Annotated in this window: 22 protein-coding genes; 21 read left to right on the top strand and 1 reads right to left on the bottom strand. The window is 31.9% G+C overall.

Annotation, left to right across the window (positions count from 1 at the left end; genetic code table 11):
• Positions 1-8 precede the first annotated feature (8 nt).
• Positions 9-1,016, top strand: coding sequence for a peptidyl-prolyl cis-trans isomerase (locus EO083_RS05365; RefSeq protein WP_126993148.1), 1,008 nt, complete (start codon positions 9-11; stop codon positions 1,014-1,016).
• A 64-nt stretch (positions 1,017-1,080) separates the two neighbouring features.
• Here EO083_RS05365 and EO083_RS05360 read toward each other — a convergent pair whose 3' ends face one another.
• Complete coding sequence (locus tag EO083_RS05360; RefSeq protein WP_126993147.1) at positions 1,081-2,391, bottom strand: alkaline phosphatase; 1,311 nt, start codon at positions 2,389-2,391, stop codon at positions 1,081-1,083.
• 182 nt (positions 2,392-2,573) lie between these two features.
• Here EO083_RS05360 and mtnA point away from each other — a divergent pair, with 182 nt between their 5' ends.
• Genes mtnA through trmFO form a run of 20 tightly spaced genes read left to right on the top strand, consistent with a single transcriptional unit; the run spans position 2,574 to position 20,064 of the window.
• Entirely contained in the window at positions 2,574-3,614 is a 1,041-nt protein-coding gene (gene mtnA, locus EO083_RS05355; protein ID WP_126993146.1) for an S-methyl-5-thioribose-1-phosphate isomerase, read from the top strand.
• Positions 3,615-3,619: 5 nt separating this feature from the next.
• Positions 3,620-4,900, top strand: a complete 1,281-nt coding sequence (gene serS, locus EO083_RS05350) for a serine--tRNA ligase (protein ID WP_126993145.1) — start codon at positions 3,620-3,622, stop codon at positions 4,898-4,900.
• A 27-nt stretch (positions 4,901-4,927) separates the two neighbouring features.
• Complete coding sequence (gene dxs / locus EO083_RS05345) at positions 4,928-6,769, top strand: 1-deoxy-D-xylulose-5-phosphate synthase (protein ID WP_126993144.1); 1,842 nt, start codon at positions 4,928-4,930, stop codon at positions 6,767-6,769.
• Complete coding sequence (locus EO083_RS05340; RefSeq protein WP_004104284.1) at positions 6,744-7,073, top strand: Asp23/Gls24 family envelope stress response protein; 330 nt, start codon at positions 6,744-6,746, stop codon at positions 7,071-7,073. Before dxs ends, EO083_RS05340 begins: the two co-directional genes overlap by 26 nt.
• 16 nt (positions 7,074-7,089) lie before the next feature.
• Positions 7,090-8,703 carry a DAK2 domain-containing protein gene (gene fakA, locus EO083_RS05335; protein WP_126993143.1) on the top strand — a complete coding sequence of 538 codons (1,614 nt, stop codon included), beginning with the start codon at positions 7,090-7,092 and terminating at the stop codon, positions 8,701-8,703.
• Positions 8,704-8,712: 9 nt separating this feature from the next.
• Positions 8,713-9,120 carry a SoxR reducing system RseC family protein gene (locus EO083_RS05330; RefSeq protein WP_126993142.1) on the top strand — a complete coding sequence of 136 codons (408 nt, stop codon included), beginning with the start codon at positions 8,713-8,715 and terminating at the stop codon, positions 9,118-9,120.
• Positions 9,117-9,887, top strand: coding sequence for an alpha/beta hydrolase (locus EO083_RS05325; protein WP_126993141.1), 771 nt, complete (start codon positions 9,117-9,119; stop codon positions 9,885-9,887). The genes EO083_RS05330 and EO083_RS05325 overlap by 4 nt, the downstream gene beginning before the upstream one ends.
• A gap of 4 nt (positions 9,888-9,891) precedes the next feature.
• Positions 9,892-10,329 (top strand): flagellar assembly protein FliW, encoded by a 438-nt coding sequence (gene fliW, locus EO083_RS05320; RefSeq protein WP_126993140.1) that lies wholly within the window; start codon positions 9,892-9,894, stop codon positions 10,327-10,329.
• Positions 10,330-10,339: 10 nt separating this feature from the next.
• Positions 10,340-10,561 (top strand): carbon storage regulator CsrA, encoded by a 222-nt coding sequence (gene csrA, locus EO083_RS05315; protein WP_126993139.1) that lies wholly within the window; start codon positions 10,340-10,342, stop codon positions 10,559-10,561.
• Positions 10,562-10,579: 18 nt separating this feature from the next.
• Positions 10,580-10,861, top strand: a complete 282-nt coding sequence (gene gatC, locus EO083_RS05310; RefSeq protein ID WP_126993138.1) for an Asp-tRNA(Asn)/Glu-tRNA(Gln) amidotransferase subunit GatC — start codon at positions 10,580-10,582, stop codon at positions 10,859-10,861.
• Positions 10,862-10,870: 9 nt separating this feature from the next.
• Positions 10,871-11,320, top strand: coding sequence for an SsrA-binding protein SmpB (smpB, locus tag EO083_RS05305; RefSeq protein ID WP_126993137.1), 450 nt, complete (start codon positions 10,871-10,873; stop codon positions 11,318-11,320).
• A 15-nt stretch (positions 11,321-11,335) separates the two neighbouring features.
• A complete protein-coding gene (deoC, locus tag EO083_RS05300; protein ID WP_126993136.1) occupies positions 11,336-12,058 on the top strand; it encodes a deoxyribose-phosphate aldolase in 723 nt (240 codons plus the stop codon).
• A gap of 4 nt (positions 12,059-12,062) precedes the next feature.
• Positions 12,063-13,178 carry a glucose-1-phosphate adenylyltransferase subunit GlgD gene (glgD, locus tag EO083_RS05295; protein WP_126993135.1) on the top strand — a complete coding sequence of 372 codons (1,116 nt, stop codon included), beginning with the start codon at positions 12,063-12,065 and terminating at the stop codon, positions 13,176-13,178.
• Between the two features lie 11 nt (positions 13,179-13,189).
• Positions 13,190-14,428, top strand: a complete 1,239-nt coding sequence (locus EO083_RS05290) for a glucose-1-phosphate adenylyltransferase (RefSeq protein WP_126993134.1) — start codon at positions 13,190-13,192, stop codon at positions 14,426-14,428.
• Positions 14,429-14,440: 12 nt separating this feature from the next.
• On the top strand, positions 14,441-15,430 hold the full coding sequence (locus EO083_RS05285; RefSeq protein WP_126993133.1) for a DUF4899 domain-containing protein: 990 nt from the start codon (positions 14,441-14,443) through the stop codon (positions 15,428-15,430).
• 12 nt (positions 15,431-15,442) lie between these two features.
• Complete coding sequence (locus tag EO083_RS05280) at positions 15,443-16,441, top strand: 2-C-methyl-D-erythritol 2,4-cyclodiphosphate synthase (RefSeq protein WP_126993132.1); 999 nt, start codon at positions 15,443-15,445, stop codon at positions 16,439-16,441.
• Between the two features lie 13 nt (positions 16,442-16,454).
• A complete protein-coding gene (locus EO083_RS05275; RefSeq protein ID WP_126993131.1) occupies positions 16,455-17,060 on the top strand; it encodes a hypothetical protein in 606 nt (201 codons plus the stop codon).
• Positions 17,057-17,842, top strand: coding sequence for a 16S rRNA (adenine(1518)-N(6)/adenine(1519)-N(6))-dimethyltransferase RsmA (rsmA, locus tag EO083_RS05270; protein WP_126993130.1), 786 nt, complete (start codon positions 17,057-17,059; stop codon positions 17,840-17,842). Before EO083_RS05275 ends, rsmA begins: the two co-directional genes overlap by 4 nt.
• A gap of 28 nt (positions 17,843-17,870) precedes the next feature.
• Positions 17,871-18,785, top strand: a complete 915-nt coding sequence (gene fmt / locus EO083_RS05265; RefSeq protein ID WP_126993129.1) for a methionyl-tRNA formyltransferase — start codon at positions 17,871-17,873, stop codon at positions 18,783-18,785.
• Positions 18,775-20,064, top strand: a complete 1,290-nt coding sequence (trmFO, locus tag EO083_RS05260) for a methylenetetrahydrofolate--tRNA-(uracil(54)-C(5))-methyltransferase (FADH(2)-oxidizing) TrmFO (RefSeq protein WP_126993128.1) — start codon at positions 18,775-18,777, stop codon at positions 20,062-20,064. Before fmt ends, trmFO begins: the two co-directional genes overlap by 11 nt.
• Positions 20,065-20,077 lie beyond the last annotated feature (13 nt).

Below are 20,077 nucleotides of genomic sequence, written 5' to 3'. Positions count from 1 at the left end.
GAGATTGTATGAAACGTTTTTTGCTTTTACTTTTTGTTGTTTTTTCAGTGGTGATTTTTTCCGAGGAACTTCCAGCAACATCAACCGTTGCAGTTGTAAACGGTGAGACTATTACGCTTGAACAATTAAATAGAGCCGCAGACGTGCAAAAACTTATGATCGGTATAAGTCAGGTGGATCAAACGTTTTTTAATGTTTTATCGAATACAGAAGAGGGTGTAAAAGTAATATTAAGATACAAAAGAGTAGTTTTAGATGATTTAGTAAATAAGTTATTAATAGTACAATTTGCTCAAAAATATGGTGCAAGACCAACTGAGCAAGAAGTAAAAAGTGTAGTCGACAAACAAATATCAGATTATTTAAACCAACAGGGAATTGATGAAAAAACATTTGATATGTACTTGCAGTATGCAAATATGGGAACTTTAGAAGATTTTAAAGAAAAGATGTATTTTGAAACGCTTGTTAATCTATCGCTTGAAAAACTTTTTAATGTGGTTACAAAAGATGCAACAGTTTCTGATGAAGAATTAATGGATTACTATCAAAAACATATTGATGAGTATTCTACACCAACCCAATATACTCTAAGCTTAATAGCTTTTGACAATGAAAAAGTTGCAAATGCTGCAAAAACTAAGATAGTTTCCGGTGAAACGTTTAATAGTGTTGCAAGTGAATATGGAATTTCTCATTTTAAATATGAAAATATAGCTGAGGATACTACTTTCCCAGATAAGTTATGGAACTATATAAAGAATGCACCACAAGGTGCATTGTTGGGGCCAATAAATGTAGATGAAAAATATTACATCTTTAAAGTAGAAAAAGTTATCCCAATGCAATCTAAAAAATTTGAAGAAATAAAGGAAGAAATTTCAAATATGGTTTTGTCTGAAAAGAAGAAAAATTTGTGGGCCAACTTTATTGACAGTGAATTTAGTAAATTTAAAAATGAAAGTACAGTTGAGGTTTATTATAAAGTGGATGTAGAACAAAAAAATAATAATTAGATGAAAAAATAACCCCCAAGAATTTAATCATCTTGGGGGTTATTTTTTTCTAATGTTTACTTAATTAATGTCCACCCGATACTGGTAATTGATAGGTAGGAAATGTAAGTGGATATCCCGCAAGTCTTGCAATAATTCTTGGTATTTCAGTGTTATCTATTAATCCTTTAAAGTTATCAGCACCTTGTCCAAATGCGTATAGTGCAACAGGTGCCCCTGTGTGATCATATGTAGTCCAACCAAGGTGTGCTTTTTTGCTTATTAGTCTTCCTATTGCATTTGAAAATGCATAATATGAATTTCCTTGTTCTTTTACTAGAGAGTCGAAAAGCTCTAAATCTTCATCGGTTAATTCTAATTGATAGTATTTTTTAATAAGTTCTTTTAATTTATTTTTGTCTTTATTTGATTCTCTCGATATAAAATCCGTATTTTTACTAAATTTTCTTATCATTTCAACATCGAAATAGTATCCGCCACTTGAAAGGCCTAGACCTCCAGTTTCATGATCTGCGGTTACAATAATCAAAGTATCTGGGTTTTGTTTTAAAAATTCCATAGCAACTTTGAATGCTTCTTCAAATTCTATTATTTCTTTCCAAACGCCGTATGGGTCATTACCATGTGCTTCCCAGTCTATTTGTGAGCCTTCGATCATTAAAAAGAAAGGTGAATTATCTTTTGAAAGTATTTCAAGGGCTTTTTTTGTCATCTCAGAAAGTGTTGGTTCATTTACCCTATCAGTATATGCTGGTAAATGGCTTGAATTGAAAAGTCCTATTACTTTTTTTCCGTTGTAATTAAGTAGTTCTTCTTTTGTTGTAATATAATCAAATCCTTTTTCCTTTGCCAATTTAATTAGATCTTTTCCATCGTTTCTTTTTCCGCCAGTTGCTACAAAATGTCTCCAGCCGCCACCAAACGCAACTGTTATAGGGCTGTTAACTAATTGTTCTGCAAGAGTGTTTTCATCCTTTCTTGAATTTACATGACCATACACTGCGCCTGGGGTTGCGTGAGTAATTCTTGATGTTGCTATAATTCCAATTTTTACACCATGTTTTGCTGCAATTTCTGCAATTGTAGGAACACTTGTGCCATCTGGCAATATGCCGATCATTCCATTGTTAGTTTTAAAACCAGCAAAAAGTGCAGTTCCAGCAGCTGCTGAGTCCGTAACATTACTATTTGCAGAATGTGTGGTTACTAGTGCAATATTTTGGGTTTTCATAAACTTTAGAAGTCTTCCTTCAAGATAGCTGGCAAGCATAACGTGATTAATTCCCATACCATCCCCAATCATGTAGATAACGTTTTTTACAGAAAATGAAAATACAGAGACTAGTAAAAGCAATATAAGTAAAAGTTTTTTCATAAAGCTCCCTCCCTTTTTTTGAAATTAAGTAAAAAACTTTCTAGTTTGGGCTTTGTTATTTTATCTTGCTTATTTTCATCAAAAGTTTAAAACATACATTTTATTTTACTATTTAGAAATATTTAGTTATTTTAAGATATGATATAATTAAATAATAGATAAAGTGAAAAGGAGGTTTTGATATGAAATTGAAAACTATGACTATGGAATGGACGGGAGATGAATTGATTTTAATTGATCAGAGGAAAATACCACTTGTTGAAGAGTATGTCAGTTGCAAGTCATATAAGGAAGTTGCTGTAGCTATAAAAGATATGGTTGTAAGAGGTGCTCCTGCTATAGGTGCTTCTGCAGCTTTTGGATATGTTCTTGGAGCAAGAGAAATGTTTGTTGAAGATTTTAATGCATTTGTTAAAAAAATGGATGAAGTAAAAGAAGTTTTAGCAAATACAAGACCTACAGCGGTTAATTTATTTTGGGCTTTAAATAGAATGGAAGATTCATTAAAGAAATATGGAAAAACAGAAGGTGTTTTAGAATATCTTGAAGAAGAAGCTATGAATATTGCAAAAGAAGATATTGAGGTAAATAAGGCAATTGGTAGAAATGGTGCAGAACTTTTAAAAGATGGAGATACTGTATTAACTCATTGTAATGCAGGTGCACTTGCAACGGTTGATTATGGTACAGCTCTTGGAGTTATAAGAGCGGCTGTTGAGCAAGGAAAGAAGATAAAAGTTTTTGCTGATGAAACAAGGCCATACTTGCAAGGGGCTAGACTTACTGCTTGGGAATTGATGAAGGACGGTATAGATGTAACGCTGATAAGTGATAATATGTCTGGTTGGTCAATGAAACTTGGTAAAATAAATGCGGTAATTGTTGGTGCTGATAGAGTAGCTGCAAATGGTGATGTTGCAAATAAGATAGGAACTTATATGGTCGCTGTTTTGGCAAAAAGGCACGGAATTCCTTTTTATGTAGCTGCACCAACGAGTACAATTGATTTGAATACAAAAACTGGTAAAGATATCCCTATTGAAGAAAGAAAGCATACAGAGGTTACACATTGCGGTGGAAGACAGATCGCACCAGATGGGGTAAAAGTATTTAATCCTGCGTTTGATGTTACAGATGCAGAGCTTGTAACAGCGATAATAACGGAAAAAGGCGTAGTTTATCCTCCTTACGAAGAAAATTTAAAAAAGTTGTTTGAGGAGTGATTAAAATGATTGATGTTAAATTGTTAAGAAAAAATCCTGAAATATTTTATGATGCTTTAAAGAAAAGAAATATGGAAATAGAAATTATTGACAAAATTTTAGATGTAGATAAAGAATGGAGGCAACTTGTTGCGAAGGTAAATGAATTGAAAGCAAAGAGGAATGAGTTTTCTAAGTTAGTTGCAAAGGCAAAGGCTGAAAAAGATAATGAAAAGGCGAGTAAATTAATAGAAGAAAGTAAGAAAATAGGAGAAGAGATAAAGAAAATAGAAGAGCAAGAAAAAAAATTAGAAGAAGAAATGCAAAATTTAGCATTGAATATTCCAAATATTCCAGCAGAAGATGTTCCATTTGGAAAAGATGAATCGGAAAATGTTGAAATTAGAAGATGGGGAGAGCCTAGAAAGTTTGATTTTGAGCCTAAAGCTCACTGGGATCTTGGTCCTGAACTTTCAATGATGGATTTTGAAAGAGGTGCAAAATTAAGTGGTTCAAGGTTCACGGTTTTGTATAGTTATTTAGCAAGGCTTGAGAGAGCCTTGATTCAATTTATGCTTGATGTTCATACAAAAGAACATGGATATACAGAAGTTTGGGTGCCACAACTTGTCAAGAGAGAGGCAATGCTTTGGACTGGTAAACTTCCAAAATTTGAAGAAGATGCATATCGTATTGAAAAAGATGATATGTTTTTAATTCCAACAGCCGAAGTTCCACTTGTGGCACTTCATGCACAAGAAATTCTTTCTGAAAAAGATCTTCCAATAAAATATACGGCGTATTCTGCATGTTACAGAAGGGAAGCAGGAAGTTATGGAAAAGATGTTCGTGGAATGATTAGACAGCATCAATTTGATAAGGTTGAGCTAGTATGGATAACAACTCCTGAAAGATCCTTTGAGGATCTTGAAAGGTTAACACAGGATGCAGAAAGGATATTACAGCTTTTGGAACTTCCTTACAGGGTTGTTTCTTTGTGCAGTGGTGATTTAGGATTTGTTTCTGCAAAAACTTATGATATTGAAGTGTGGCTTCCATCTTACAATTCCTACAAGGAAATTTCTTCATGTAGTAACACTACAGATTTTCAGACAAGAAGATCGAATATAAGGTACAGAGGAAGTGACAATAAATTGCATTATGCACATGCGCTTAATGGATCTGGACTTGCTGTTGGAAGAACTTTGGTAGCCATTGTTGAAAACTATCAGAACGAGGATGGAAGTATAACTGTTCCAAAAGTTTTGGTTCCTTACATGGGAGTTGAGAAAATAGAAGTTAAATAAGTTTTTTAAAATTAAAGAGGTGGTTAAGTGGATTATATTTCTTATATAAGAAGAATGGATTACGATAAGTTAGGTAATTTTGCAAAGCAGATAAGAGAATATATTATAGATGTTATATCAAAAAATGGTGGCCATCTTGCATCAAATTTAGGTGTGGTTGAGCTAACTCTTGCACTTTATAGGGTTTACAATCCCTATGAAGATTTCATTATTTGGGATACAGGGCATCAAACTTACACTCACAAGTTGTTAACGGGAAGATGGAATTTGTTTTCAACTATTCGAAGATTTAATGGTTTGAGTGGATATACAAACATTTTTGAATCTCATGTTGATAGATTTGGTGCAGGACATGTCGGAACGGCTATATCTGCTGCATTAGGAATTGAGCAGGCATTGCGATTAAATAATAGCAGTGCAAATGTAGTAGTAGTTATTGGTGATGGTGCTCTAACCTCTGGTCAATCACTTGAGGCATTAAATCAAATTAAGACTTTAAATTCGAAGATAAAAATAATTGTTAATAATAATTCTATGTCGATATCAAAAAATGTAGGTGCGCTATCTCACCTTTTTGACAAGCTTAGATCAAGTAAAGTGTATTTAGAAACCAAGAAAACTCTAAAAAAATCTATGAGTTTTGAATTAAAGAATGAGTTGAAACGGATAAGAGATGCTATAAAGGTTTCAATAAGCGGAGAAGATTTCTTTGAGGGGCTTGGGTTGAAACATTTTGGACCTGTTGATGGGCATAATTTGAAAGAACTTGAAGAAGAATTAAAAAGAATTAAAGATTATGATTATCCTACAATACTAACTGTTAATACTGTTAAAGGTAAAGGATTTGAAAATTCAGAAGTTGATCCTGAAAGTTTTCACAGTGCAGGTAAATTTGATGTTTCATCGGGAGTTTTCATAAAAAATAAGGGAATAATTTCGTATAGTGAAGCATTTGGTAAAATGTTAACTAAAATTGCAGAAAAAGATGAAAAGGTTGTGGCAATTACCGCTGCCATGAAGAGTGGAACAGGTTTAACTGAATTTGCAAAAAGATTTCCAGAAAGATTTTTTGATCTTGGAATAACTGAGCAAATGTGTGTCACATTTGCTGGAGGAATGTCAACTTTGGGTTTTAAACCTGTTTTTGCTGTATATTCTACCTTTTTGCAAAGAGGATTTGATCAAATAATTCATGATATAGCGCTTCAGAATCTCCCAGTAATTTTTGCAATTGACAGAGCTGGTGTGGTGGGCGAAGATGGACCAACCCATCATGGAGTTTTCGATATTGCATATTTGAAAATGATTCCAAATATGAAAATTTATGCACCGATGGATATTCAAGATTTGCTTAATATAATGCATACTATTTTTAAGTTTAATATAGATGGGCCGGTTGCAATAAGATACCCACGTGATTATGAATTTGGGAAATTTGAAGAATTATATGATAAAATAAGATTGGTTGATCTAGATAAATGGCAAATTTTAAATGAAGGAAAAGATATTGCTATTATTGCAACTGGATATCTAACAAAATCAGCACTTTCCGTTGCAAAGAGGAATGGATGGACCTTAGTGTATGCAAGGTCGGTAAAACCAATTGATGCAGAAACTTTAATTTGGGTTTTTGAAAATCACGAGGAAGTTTTTTCCATCGAAGAAGGAGTTATAAATGGTGGTTTTGGAGAATCTCTGAGCAGGTATGGAAAGATTAGAATATTAGGAATTGAAGATAGATTTGTACCACATGGAAGTAGAAAAGAACTTTTAAAACTGCTAAAGCTTGATGAAGAGGGGATTGAAAATCAGATAAAAGGTATTGTTGAAAGGAGGAAGAATTATGAAGATTCAAACAGAACTTGGTGAACTTGATATTACGTTAAATGCAATCAGAAAATTAGTATATTTTGCAATTTTAGAAACTTACGGTCCCGTAAGTATTTCTTCTGATAGCTGGTTTTCAAAACTACTGAGTAGTGAAGAAAGTAGAGTTAAGATTCAAGAAGATGAATTTGGACACGTTAAAGTTGATGCTTATGTAGAATTGGAATATGGTACAAAAATTTCAGAGGTTGGAAGGAATATTATAGAAAATGTGAAACATAAACTTCAAAATTTAGCTGGCTGTGAAAGTGTTGAAGTAAATGTCCATGTTATAGACGTGAAATAGTAAGGAGGGTTATACGTTGGATAAAATAACAGCCAAAGAGCTGAAATATTTATTTATGAAAGGTGCAGAAAATCTTTTAAAACATAAAGACGAGATAAATGCACTAAATGTTTTTCCGGTTCCAGATGGTGACACCGGGTCAAATATGTCATCAACACTTTTGGAAGGTTGTAAATATCTTGAGAGTGTGGAAGATGAAAGAGCAGATAAGATAATAGAAGCTATAAGAAATGGAACATTGATGGGTGCGCGAGGAAATTCTGGAGTAATCTTGTCGCAAATTTTTAGAGGATTTACAGATTACTTGAAAGGAAAGACTGAAATAACGATAGAAGATTTTGCATACGCATTTAAAAGTGCAAAAGAAGTTGCATATGGTGCAGTTATGAAGCCAGTAGAGGGTACTATATTGACTGCTATAAGGTATTTGGCTGAGAATGTTGATTATTTAATTGACAGCAGTGATTTTAAAGAATTTTTCGAAAAAGTGCTTGAAGTTTTAGATAAGGCAGTTAAAGATACACCTAGTATGTTGAAAAAATTAAAGGAAGCAGGTGTTGTTGATGCTGGTGCAAAGGGATTATATTATATTGCTGAAGGGTTTTATAAATATATACAAGGCGAAAAAGAAATAGATTTGAATATAAAAACTACAACAATGCCAGTAGAAGAAATTAATATAATTCCTGAAGATTTGAAATTTCAATACTGTACCGAATTGATAATAAAGGCTTATGAGACTTTAGAAGCTGATAAGGAAGAGGAGTTAAGAAACTTTTTGTATGAAATTGGAGATTCAGTAGTATTTTTCGTTCAAGATAGTGTAATCAAGTTACATGTGCATACCAATAACCCTGGAAGTGTAATAGAAAAGTTCTTAACAGTTGGAGAATTGATGAAAGTTAAAATAGATAATATGAAAATGCAACATGAGCATTTTGTTTCAAAAGAAGTAGAGCAAGAGAAAAAGAAAATAGGAATAGTAGCTGTGTCTCCTGGTGAAGGGATTTCAAGAATTTTAAAAGATTTAGGAGTTGACCAGATAGTTTTTGGCGGTCAAACAATGAATCCAAGTACTGCCGATTTGAAAGCGGCAGTTGAAAGTGTTAACGCCGAAAATGTGTTTGTTTTTCCAAACAATTCAAATATTATACTTGCTGCAAAACAGGTTGCAGAAACTGTTAAAGATAAAGCTGTATACGTTGTTGAGAGTAAGAATGTCCAAGAGTGTATTGCAGCATTGATTAGGAATATTCCTGATGAAGAACCAGAAAAATTGTTTGAAGTTTTTAAAGAAGCAATTTTAGAAGTTGTAACTATATCTATTACTAGAGCGGTTAGAAATGCAAAATTGAAAGGTGAGAAGATAAAGAAAGATGAGTATCTTATCTTTTTAAATAATGATTTTTCAGTACATGATATGGATTTTAGAATTGCACTTGAAAAGACGTTTGAAAAAATTGAAGATATTGAAGATAGGGAAATTGTGACAGCAATAATTGGAAAGGATGCAACAGCTGTAGAAATTGATATTTTTGAAAGCTTTATTTCAAATATATATCCAGATTTAGAACTTGAAACATATGAAGGTGGGCAGGCGCACTATCCATTTTTAATTTTGATTGAATAAGGTGATAATATGAAAGAATTATTTACTATAGCAAAAGTGGATGAAAAATATATTTATCTTGAACGTGACACAAGTGCTTGTGGCTCATGTGCAATATCAGGTAGTTGTAATGTAAAGTCTGTAGAGCAATTAAAAGTGGAAAAAGATAATAAATTTGAATATTTTCCTGGAGATTTTGTTATATTAGATTTAAAATATCGTCCAGCTTTGCTTGCTTTTATTTTGTACGGGCTTCCAGTGATACTTTTAATTTTTGGAGTAGGACTTGGAACGTATTTAAAATTTTCTGATTATTTTAGTTTTTTGATAGGTCTTTTATTTATGAGTGGGGCTTTTGCAGTGTTTAGAATTTGGGATAAAAGATATAAACCGAAAATAGTTGATGTTAGACATGTAAACAGGGGGGGAGTAGGTTGATATATTCGATTAAAAAAGGTGAACCTAAAAAGGGATGGGTCGTTGTAGTTCATGGACTTGGAGAGCATATTGGAAGGTATGAAAAATTAATTGATGGTTTTGTTGACAGGGGGTATGCTGTTCTTGGGTTTGACCTTCCTGGTCATGGGAAAAGTCCAGGAAAGCGGGGGCATACATCTATTGAAGAAGTTATATCTGTAATAAATGATTTAACTAGTGAAAATAACATAGAAAAGTTTCATATCTTTGGCCACAGTTTAGGCGGTCTAATTTCAATTAGATACACCCAAGAAAATTTACAAAGAGTCAAATCTTTAGTAGTTTCTTCTCCTGCATTATTTCTTTCACCAAAGTTTTCACAACTTTTACTTTTAAATTTATTTAGCATAATTTATCCAGCGCTTACGTTAAGAAATGGAATAGATCCAAAAGATTTATCCAGGAATGAGGAAGCTGTTGAGAAATATATAAGTGATGAGCTTGTACATGATAAGATAAGTATAAAACTTGCAAGAAGTTTATTAAAAAATGTAAAATTGGCCCATGAAAAAGTGGGAATTATTTCTGTACCGACTATGATACTTGTTGGTACCGCTGACAAGGTTACACCACCACAGGGTAGCTATTTATTTTTCAATAATTTACAGCTTATGAGGGAAAATAAAAAATTAGTTAGATTTGAAGGCGCTTATCACGAAATATTTGAAGATAATGAATGGTCTGAAGAATTTTATTCTACGATCTTTGAATGGTATGAAATGAGGTGAAAAGTTGAAATATAATACTAGATTAGGTGAAATTGAGATAAATGAAAATGAAATAATAACTTTTGAAAAAGGGATTCCTGGTTTTGAGCACTTGAGAAAATTTTCTGTGATCTCATTAAAAGATACTTTGCCAATACTTTGGCTTGTATCTCTTGAGGATGAAAATATTTCACTTCCAATAATTGATCCATGGATTGTTGATAAAAATTATGAGATTGAGATTTCTAATGAAGATATAAAAGAGCTTGAGATAGAGGATAAGGAAAAAGTTGCTGTATGGGCTATTTTGACTATACCATCTGGGCACCCAGAAGATACCACAGTAAATTTAAGAGCGCCAATAGTTATTAATATGGAAAAAGGAAAAGGAAAACAGATCATTTTAGACACGGAAAAGTATAAAATAAAACACAAACTTTCGGAGTTTTCTTTTCAAGAATGAGGTGATTTAAGTGCTTGTTTTATCAAGAAAAATAGGTCAGAGCATAATAATTGGTAATGATATAGAAATTAAAATCTTAAAGATAGATGGTGGAGAAATAAAGATAGGAATAGAAGCACCAAAAGATATTAAGGTTTTAAGAAAGGAATTATATGAAGAACTTTTAAAAGAAAATAAAGAGGCGGTAAAATTTGATATAAAGAATTTACCAGGATTTTTTAAGAAAAAATAGTACATGGAGGTGTTTGACTTGAAAATAGATGAAAAGTTGATTGAAGAAATTGCAAAATTAGCAAGACTAGAAATTGAAAATAAGCAAGAATTTATTAATGAAATGCAAAAAATAGTTGATTATTTTGAATTATTGAATAATGTTGATACAAAAGGTATTGAGCCAATGTATACTCCTCTAGAGTCTAGTGCATCTCTTAGGGAAAATGGTGTTGTTAATTTTGAAAATGTAGAAGGTATAAGGAAGAATTTTCCTGAAAGAGAAGGTAATTATCTAAAAGTACCAGGAATACACAAGTAGGTGAAGCATATGAAAGTAATAGCTACAAACAAAAAAGCATATTCAGATTACAATATTTTGGAAACATATGAAGCAGGAATTGAACTTAGGGGAACAGAGGTTAAATCTTTAAGAGAGTCGGGAGCAAATTTTAAAGACAGCTTTTGTCGAATTAAAAATGGAGAGGTTTTTCTTTTAAATTTAAATATTCCACAATATAGAAATGGCAATTTAAATAACCATGATCCAGAAAGACCTAGAAGATTACTTCTTCACAAAAAGGAGATTCATAGGCTTATTGGTAAAGTTAAGGAACAAGGGCTTACCATAATACCTACAAAGATTTATTTTAACTCAAGAGGATTAGTAAAAGTTGAGATCGCTGTTGCAAAGGGAAAGAAAAAGTATGATAAAAGAGAAGATATTAAAAAGAAAGAAATTAATAGAAAAATAAATGAATATTTAAAAAGAAATAGGTAAAGGAGTGTGAAAAATATGGATATAAAAAAAATTGTGGAGGAAAAAATTAGAGAGTTTAAAGAAAGCTACAAGTTTGAATTAAAGAACATAGAAGTTAGAGATGTTAATAAGTACATTGAACATACAAACTTAAAGGCTACGGCAACTGAAGAAGATATTTTGAAGTTATGTCAGCAAGCAAAGGAATATAACTTTAGAGGTGTATGTGTAAATCCTTCGTTTGTACCTCTTGTTAAAAAACAATTAGATGGAACGGATGTTAAATTAGTTACAGTTATAGGTTTTCCATTGGGAGCAACATCTACAAAGGCAAAGGTTGAAGAAACAAAAATTGCAGTTGCAGATGGTGCTGACGAAGTTGATATGGTAATTCACATTGGCTACCTAAAACAAAAAAATTATGAGTATATTTATGACGACATTAAGGCTGTTGTTGAAGCTGCAAAAGTGCCCGTTAAGGTTATAATAGAAACATGTTATTTGACTGATGAAGAAAAAGTTGCAGCATGTATGATTTCTAAAGAGGCAGGTGCAGCATTTGTTAAGACATCTACAGGTTTTGGAACAGCTGGAGCAAAGGTTGAAGATGTAAATTTAATGAGATGGGTTGTTGGAGAAGGTATGGGTGTCAAGGCATCTGGTGGTGTAAAAACATATGAGGATGCAGTAAATATGATAAAGGCAGGTGCAAATAGTATTGGAACAAGTTCTGGAATTGATATAGTTAAAGGTAGGTGATATATTGAAAGTATTAGGCTTAATTCTTGCAGGAGGAAAAAGTGAGAATCTTGGAAAGCTAGTTTACAAACGTGCAAGTGCAGCCCTACCTATAGCTGGAAAATATAGAGCAATAGATTTTACTTTGAGTAACATGGTTAATTCTGGAATAATAAAAGTCGGTGTTCTAACCCAATATAACCCTAGAAGTTTAATGGATCACCTAGGTTCTGGCAAAGAATGGGATTTGGATAGGAAAAAAGGTGGTTTGTTTATTTTGCAACCTTATATAGGTTTTTCTGGGGAATATTGGTATAAAGGTACGGCAGATGCAATATTTCAAAATATGACAGTTCTAAGACGTGGAGAAGAGGATTATGTATTGATAGGCTCTGGAGATCATATTTACAAAATGAATTATAGTGATCTTTATATGTATCATTTTTCAAAAGGTGCAGATATAACTCTTGTAACAAAAGAGCTTGATGATACGTATGATATGAGCCAATATGGAAGTGTCGTTGTAGACGAAAACATGAAAATTACTCAATTTTATGAAAAAGTAGAAAATCCTCCAAGTAGAAGGGCATTTTTGGGGATATACTTTATAAACAAACACCTTTTAATGGAGTTACTATATTCAACGGTGCCTAATGGTGGGAACGATCTTTTACTAGATGTTATATTACCTCGACTTGATGAACTGAATGTTTATGCATATGATTTTAAGGGATATTGGAGAAATATTAAAAAGGGTGTTGATGAATATTTCAAAATAAATATGGATATTATTAATGATAGAAATGTGCGGGAAGAATTGTTTTATCAAAATGGTAAAGTATACACTAAATTAAAAGATTTTCCACCTGCAAAATTTACATCTAATTCCGAAGTTATAAACTCTATAGTTGCAGATGGAAGTATTATTTCAGGTAGTGTAAAAAATTCTGTTCTCTTTAGAGGTACGGTTGTAAAGGCTGGTGCAAAAATAGAAAATTCAATAATTATGCAAGGTACTGTAATTGAAGAGGGTGCTGTTGTAAAGAATGCTATTTTGGATAAAGATTGTCATGTTAGAGAAGGTCAAGTTATAATTGGAGAAGATGAATTAGTAGTACTTGAGAAGAGGACTATAATATAGGGGTTGATAGCGTGAAGAATGTTGTTGCGCTTATTTTAGCTGGTGGTCAAGGTACAAGACTTGGAGTATTAACTGAAAAGATAGCAAAACCTGCTGTTCAATTTGGAGGGAAATATAGACTCATTGATTTTACATTAAGTAATTGTGTTAATTCAGGAATTTATAAAATCGGAGTTTTGACACAATATAAACCACATCTTTTGAATCAGCATATAGGAATAGGTAAACCTTGGGACTTAGATAGAAAAGATGGTGGAGTAACTATTTTACAGCCCTATTATACTGAAAAAAAGGGTGTTTGGTATAATGGTACAGCAGATGCTGTTTATAGAAATATAGAATTTGTAGATGATTATAATCCACAATATGTTGTTATTTTATCAGGAGATCATATCTACTCAATGGATTATAATGAACTACTTGATTATCATAAAGCTAAAAGTGCACTTGCAACTGTTGCGTGTATGGAAGTTCCACTATCAGAAGCTAGTAGATTTGGTATAATGGTTACTGATCTTGAAAATAGAATAATAGAATTTCAAGAAAAACCTAAACAGCCTAAATCAACACTTGCTTCATTAGGAATTTATGTTTTCCAGTGGAGTTTTATAAGAGAAGTATTAATTGAAGATGCGAAAAATGATCAGAGCTCTCATGATTTTGGTAAGGACATCATTCCAAAGATTATTCAAACAGAAAGAGTTTTTGCATTTCCTTTTGATGGTTATTGGAAAGATGTAGGGACAATTTATTCATACTGGGAATCTAACTTAGAACTTACGAGACCAATACCACCTTTCAACATTCATGATGAAAATTGGCGAATATATACTCACTCTAAAGAAATGCCACCTGCTTACATAGCAGATAGTACAAAAGTTAAAAATTCACTGATTAGTGAAGGATGTGAAATTTACGGTGCAGTTTCAAATTCTGTTCTTGCACAAGGTGTGGAAATTGGAAAAGATTCAATTGTCAAAAATTCAGTTATAATGAGTAATGTAAGAATTGGTGAAGATTGCTATATTGAAAATGCTATAATTGCTGAAAACGTAGTTATTGGAGATTTTGTAAAGATTGGAATTGGAGAATTTGCAGAAAGTAAGTTAAATAAAAAGGTTTACAATTCGGAGATAACCGTGATTGGTATGGATAGTATTATTGAAAGTAAAGTTGAAATTGGTAAAAACTGTGTTGTTGGAATTGATAAGATTGTAAATAAGAATTTGAGTTCAGGTGATTATATATAGGGGGTTTAATGAATGGACCTATATTTTGTTAAGGTAAAAGGAAGAAGTAAAGCTACTGCGGAAGAATTTGTTGGTTTTCTTTTTGGTAAAGCTAATAATGCTCCAGATTTTGATTTTTTGATGGTACCACTTAGATTTTCTGAGCAATTAGATGAGATAGACTTAAATGATAATATTTTAGATTTTAAGGAGAAATATAACAAGTTGAAAAATGAACTGATGAAAGAATCAGTCGTTGAAGATTTGACGATTTCTTTTAATTCATTTTTAAATACAATCTTTAATAAAAGAGGAAAAATTGCTGTAGGTATTGAAATTACGGCTGCAGTAAAGGAAAATGACATGGAACTTTTGAAGGTTATTTTGACCGGTTTAATTGAAGAATGGTCTCCAAAACCTGACTTGGAGGTAGTAGCGGATGGTTTGACGCTGGAGGAATATTCGGCTTATAACGTTCTAGATATGAAAGAAGACTTTGAGGATGTAATAATAAGTGACTTGTATAAAAGATCTGATCTTGAAAAACTGCCAGAATTTTTTCCTGTTATTGATCCAATAGGAGGAGAATCAATTACTAAGTTTGACGTTGGAGATGTTATATATGTAGTTCCTGTGGAAATAAATAAATTGGAGGAAAAATTAAGAAAAAAATATCCGAAAAATTTTGTCGAAGACAATAAAGTCTTACCATTTCCTGCCAAAATTTTGGCTAAAGAAATGGTTCCTACAAAGAAAGGATATTTGTATTTATGTAAAATAGACCTTGGCGATGAAATTTACGGAAAATTTGTAGTAAGTCCTTCATTTAAGTTATTATATGATGAGAATGTGTTAAGGGAAAAGCAAAAAAATACAGAAAAAGTTTCAGAGCATAAAGTAAAAATAGTAAAACCTGCTAATGTGAATGTTCCTGGTGGTTCTGAGCTTTTCTGGGCATTTATGACTACTATGATATTCTCTGGACTTTTGATTATAATACTTTACTTTCTAAAGATACTATAGGAGAGTGTATGAATGAAATTTACAAAAATTAACGAAGACAATTACATAGATTGTGCAAGGTTCATATATGAAGAAAAAAAAGAATACTTTGATTATTTGTTCAAAAAAGATGCCTTTGAAGTAATTAAAAAGGCAATACTTTTTAATATTCCTCCTTTCTTAATGGAAAATTCACTTGTAATTGAAAGTGATGAAGGAAAAATTTTAGGTGTTCTCCTATATGCTTCTAAAAGTGCTTTTAGGCATAGATATGAAAAGTGGATTAAAATTTTAGGATTGAAAGTTTTAGGAACAGGTGTTAAATTAGCATCTATAATAGGTCAAATTTTGTTGAATTTTTCAGTGGATGATGTATATATCATTTCTCTTTCTGCACAAGATTTTTACTTGGAATATGAGCTTTTATATAGATTTGTAATATCACATGATTATAGTAGAATTTTGACGGATGTTACAGAAGAATTGATTGAAAAATATAAAAGAATGGGATTTGTTGTGGAAAAAGGGTTGGATGATAAGATATTTAGAATGCATAAAAAATCGAAGATGAATATTGCAAGTGGAATAGGATGGGATACCCATCCTATTAAAAAGGATCGAAAATTAATTTTAGGTGGTGTAGAGATAGAATCAGATATAGGGCTTGATGGTCACTCGGATGCAGATGTTTTGATTCATAGTATTGTAGATTCCTTTGTGGGCGTTTCACTGAAGAAAGATATAGGTGAACTTTTTCCAGAAAAAGATGTTCCAAAAGGTATAAGTAGTGTTTTCATTCTAGAAAATGTTCTAAAGAGTATGAAAGAAAATGGTTTTTTTCCAGAGAGCGTTGACTGTGTGTTAATTACCGATTTTAGACTTGGAAAGTATAGAGCTGAAATTTCAAAAAATCTAGAAAAGATTATTAATTGTCCTGTAAGTATAAAATTTAAAACTGGAAATAGTGTATATCCAGAAACTAACCTCAAAGCAATGACGGCAATGTGTGTAAGTAATATTATATCTATTTAGGAGTGTGAAATGAATGAGAAGACTAAGCGTATTTTTGATTTTATCTATCTTTATACTTTCTTTTTCAAGTGTGTATAACATAAAAATTGGTGAAACATCGTTTGGGACTTCTGTGTTGATTAAAGTTGATCCACAAACCTATAGAAGCATATCTACGATAGATTATGGTGTTGTATATACAGTTGATGCTACAACTGTATATGACGGCTTATGGTTTAAAAATTATGTGGCTTCTTTTACTGTTGATGGAAGTTTTACTGGAGTTTTAAAAGCGGAAAATGATGGAAATGAAATAAATTTTGTTTATGAGACCAGATATGGTTCAAAGACAAGTTATAAACTTTCAGGTGGAAAGTTTGTTATACTTGATAATAATTTTATATTGGCACATATTGAAAGACTTTTAGAGTATCCAATACCTTATTTTAAGCTTGTTGTACCACAGTTAATTTTTAATCCTTCAAAGACAGAATTTGCAACTGGACAAGCAAGTTTGAAGAAAAATGGAGAAATTTTTGAAATAAAATTTCAAGATGAAAGTATAAAGATCAGGTATGAAAATGGGAAAATAATAAGTCTTGAGTATCCCGGCTTTGTAAAGGTGGAGTTGAAAGAGTGAAAATTGCTGATTATTTAAGGCAATATAAATTAAACTTAAAAAAGTCACTGGGGCAGAATTTTCTTACAAATATGGAAATTGCAAAGAAAATAGTAGAAAGTGCAGATATTCAAACTGGTGAGACTGTTCTTGAAATAGGCCCCGGGGCTGGAACGATTACGGAACTTTTGATTAAAAAAGGAGCAAATGTTGTAGCGGTTGAAATCGACAAAAGGTTAACTCCCATTTTGGATAGGTTTAATGAGTTTGAAAATTTTAAAATTTATTACCAGGATTTTTTAAAATTTGATATGAAGCTTCTTGGAGAAAATTTTAAGGTTGTTTCAAATATACCATATTCAATAACGGGAATGATAATAAAAAAAATCCTTTTTTCCAAGTTTTCAACAGCTATTTTAATGGTTCAAAAAGAAGTTGGAGATAGATTATTAGCAAAGCCCGGTGAGGATAGAAGTTTTTTAACTGTTGTGGTTCAAACATTTACAGATATTGAGAAAGTATTACATGTTTCAAAGGGGAATTTTGTTCCACCACCTCAAGTTGATAGTGTTGTTTTAAAATTTACTCGTAAGGAAAAGATTTATGAAAAGTACAATATAGAAGAATTTTGGAGTTTTGTATCAAAATGTTTTGAAAAAAAGCGAAAAACTCTTTTAAATAATTTGAAAGGTTTTGTCAAAAATTTGGACTGTTTTTCGGAATTTGATTTAAAAATGCGTCCACAACAACTTTCAAACGATAATTTCTTAAAACTTTTTGAGAAATATAAAGGATGCAAATAGCATCCTTTTTTATTGAAGGAGGTAAGTTATGAGAATACTATTTTTAGGAACCCCTTCTTTTGCAAGCGAACATCTTGAGTTTTTAATAAAAAATAATTTTGATGTTGTAGCTGTCATTTCACAACCTGATAAACCAAAGGGGAGAGGTAAAAAGGTTCAACCTACTCCTGTAAAAGAGGTTGCACAAAAGTATAACATTCCCGTCTTTCAGCCAACAAAACTTACAAGCGAGGGACTTTCTATTATTGAGAGATTTAAGCCAGATTTAGGAATTGTAGTTGCTTATGGAAAACTTTTAAAACCTCCATTTTTAAATGCAATTCCTTTTTATAATATACATGCTTCACTTCTTCCAAAATACCGAGGTGCTGCACCAATTCAAAGGGCGTTAGAAAATGGTGAAGGTGTAACAGGAATTACTATTTTTAAAATTGGTGAAGGTATGGATGATGGACCAATTGCATTGAAAAAAGAAATAAGTGTTGGTGAGTTTGAAACGTTTGGTAGCTTGTATGAAAAACTTTTAAGTCTTGGAAAAGAGGCATTGTTAGAGTTTTTAAATAACTATCCTCCTAATCTTTATCCACAAGAAGGTGAACCAACTTATGCACCAAAGATTTCAAAAGAAGATTTGGAATTAGATTTTTCTGCTGATTATGTAACTGTGAAAAATAAAATCAGAGCATATGATCCTATCCCTGGTGTTAGAGCGGTTTTGAAGGGAAAATTAGTAAAACTATTCCAGGTCTTTTATGTCGAAAGAGATGAAAATGTAAAAGAATATGGAAAGGTGTTAAAGATAAATAATGAAGGTGGATTTATTAGTGCAAAGGGTGGAATTGTAGGAATTAAATATATTCAGTTTCCAGGTAAAAAGCCTATAAGCTTTCTTGATGCAAAAAATGGAGGGCTTGTAAAAGAGGGTGACAAATTTGAAAGTTAATATTGTTGGGGCTGGACTTGCTGGTGTTGAAGTTGCATATAAATTATTGAAGGAAGGATTTAAAGTTAGAATTTTTGAGCAAAAACCTGTGAAGTTCTCACCAGTACATAAAATGGAGACTTTTGGGGAGCTTGTATGTAGCAATTCTTTAAAGTCTGAAAGTTTAAAAAATGCTGAGGGGATATTGAAAGAAGAGATGAAACTTCTTGATTCTCTAGTTTTGGATTGTGCATACAAAACAAGAGTCCCTGCTGGAAAAGCATTAGCTGTTGATAGAGAAAAATTTTCACAATGTATTACAAAAGTTTTAGAAAGTTTTGAAAATGTTGAGATAGTAAGAAAAGAAGTTGAAAAAATAGATCTAGATACTGATGAAATTTGGGTAGTTGCAACTGGGCCTACTACAGATGGAAAGTTTGCTCAATGGCTTTCTAAGTTAACAGGTGGATTTTTAAACTTTTTTGATGCAGTTGCTCCAATAATTTCAAGAGATAGTATTGATTTTAATAAATGCTTTGTAGGGGACAGATATGGTGTTGGAACAGGAGATTATATTAATTGCCCTATGACAAAAGAAGAATATGAAAGATTTTATAACGAATTAGTTAATGCCGAAATGATTGAAATGAAAGACTTTGACAGAAAGCTTCTTTTTGAAAGATGCCAACCAATTGAAGAGATTGCAAAAAGTGGCGAAAAATCTTTGTTATTTGGACCACTGCGCCCAGTTGGACTAGTAAATCCACACACTGGAGAAATTCCTTATGCAGTTATACAATTAAGGAAAGAGGATGAAGAAGGAAATATGTATAATATTGTTGGATTTCAAACGCGTTTGAAATGGTCTGAACAAAAAAGAATAATTAGGCTTATTCCTGGGCTTGAAAATGCAGAGATTTTAAGATACGGTGTTATGCATAGAAATACGTATATTGATACACCAAGAGTTTTAGACGAATTTTTAAGGCATAAAAAATATAAAAACATATTCTTTGCAGGTCAAATTACAGGTGTTGAAGGATATTTAGAATCCGCAGCTTGTGGTATATATGTTGGTTTAAATATATCTAGAATTTTAAGTGGAAAGGAACCTGTAAAATTACCTTCTAAGACCATGATGGGTGCATTAATTAATTATATTACAAAAGCTGATAAATTAAAACCTATGTATGCAAACTTTGGTTTAATAAATATTAAGATGAAAAAGAGTGAAAAAAGAGAGAAACTTCATGAAATATGTATAAATGAAATGAAAAAATTTTTGAATATGCTAAAATAAGATAGAGGTGATT

The organism is Thermosipho globiformans, assembly GCF_003990895.1.
Taxonomy (GTDB): Bacteria; Thermotogota; Thermotogae; order Thermotogales; family Fervidobacteriaceae; genus Thermosipho; species Thermosipho japonicus.
This window is presented reverse-complemented; position numbering and strand designations above follow the sequence as displayed.

Excerpts from the sequence above, each read along its gene's own strand:
- fmt (WP_126993129.1), top strand. The coding sequence starts at position 17,871 with ATGAGAATACTATTTTTAGGAACCCCTTCTTTTGCAAGCGAACATCTT.
- EO083_RS05285 (WP_126993133.1), top strand. The coding sequence starts at position 14,441 with ATGGACCTATATTTTGTTAAGGTAAAAGGAAGAAGTAAAGCTACTGCG.
- deoC (WP_126993136.1), top strand. The coding sequence starts at position 11,336 with ATGGATATAAAAAAAATTGTGGAGGAAAAAATTAGAGAGTTTAAAGAA.
- mtnA (WP_126993146.1), top strand. The coding sequence starts at position 2,574 with ATGAAATTGAAAACTATGACTATGGAATGGACGGGAGATGAATTGATT.
- EO083_RS05275 (WP_126993131.1), top strand. The coding sequence starts at position 16,455 with ATGAGAAGACTAAGCGTATTTTTGATTTTATCTATCTTTATACTTTCT.
- serS (WP_126993145.1), top strand. The coding sequence starts at position 3,620 with ATGATTGATGTTAAATTGTTAAGAAAAAATCCTGAAATATTTTATGAT.
- EO083_RS05340 (WP_004104284.1), top strand. The coding sequence starts at position 6,744 with ATGAAGATTCAAACAGAACTTGGTGAACTTGATATTACGTTAAATGCA.
- smpB (WP_126993137.1), top strand. The coding sequence starts at position 10,871 with ATGAAAGTAATAGCTACAAACAAAAAAGCATATTCAGATTACAATATT.
- EO083_RS05365 (WP_126993148.1), top strand. The coding sequence starts at position 9 with ATGAAACGTTTTTTGCTTTTACTTTTTGTTGTTTTTTCAGTGGTGATT.
- EO083_RS05330 (WP_126993142.1), top strand. The coding sequence starts at position 8,713 with ATGAAAGAATTATTTACTATAGCAAAAGTGGATGAAAAATATATTTAT.
- EO083_RS05280 (WP_126993132.1), top strand. The coding sequence starts at position 15,443 with ATGAAATTTACAAAAATTAACGAAGACAATTACATAGATTGTGCAAGG.
- EO083_RS05360 (WP_126993147.1), bottom strand. The coding sequence starts at position 2,391 with ATGAAAAAACTTTTACTTATATTGCTTTTACTAGTCTCTGTATTTTCA.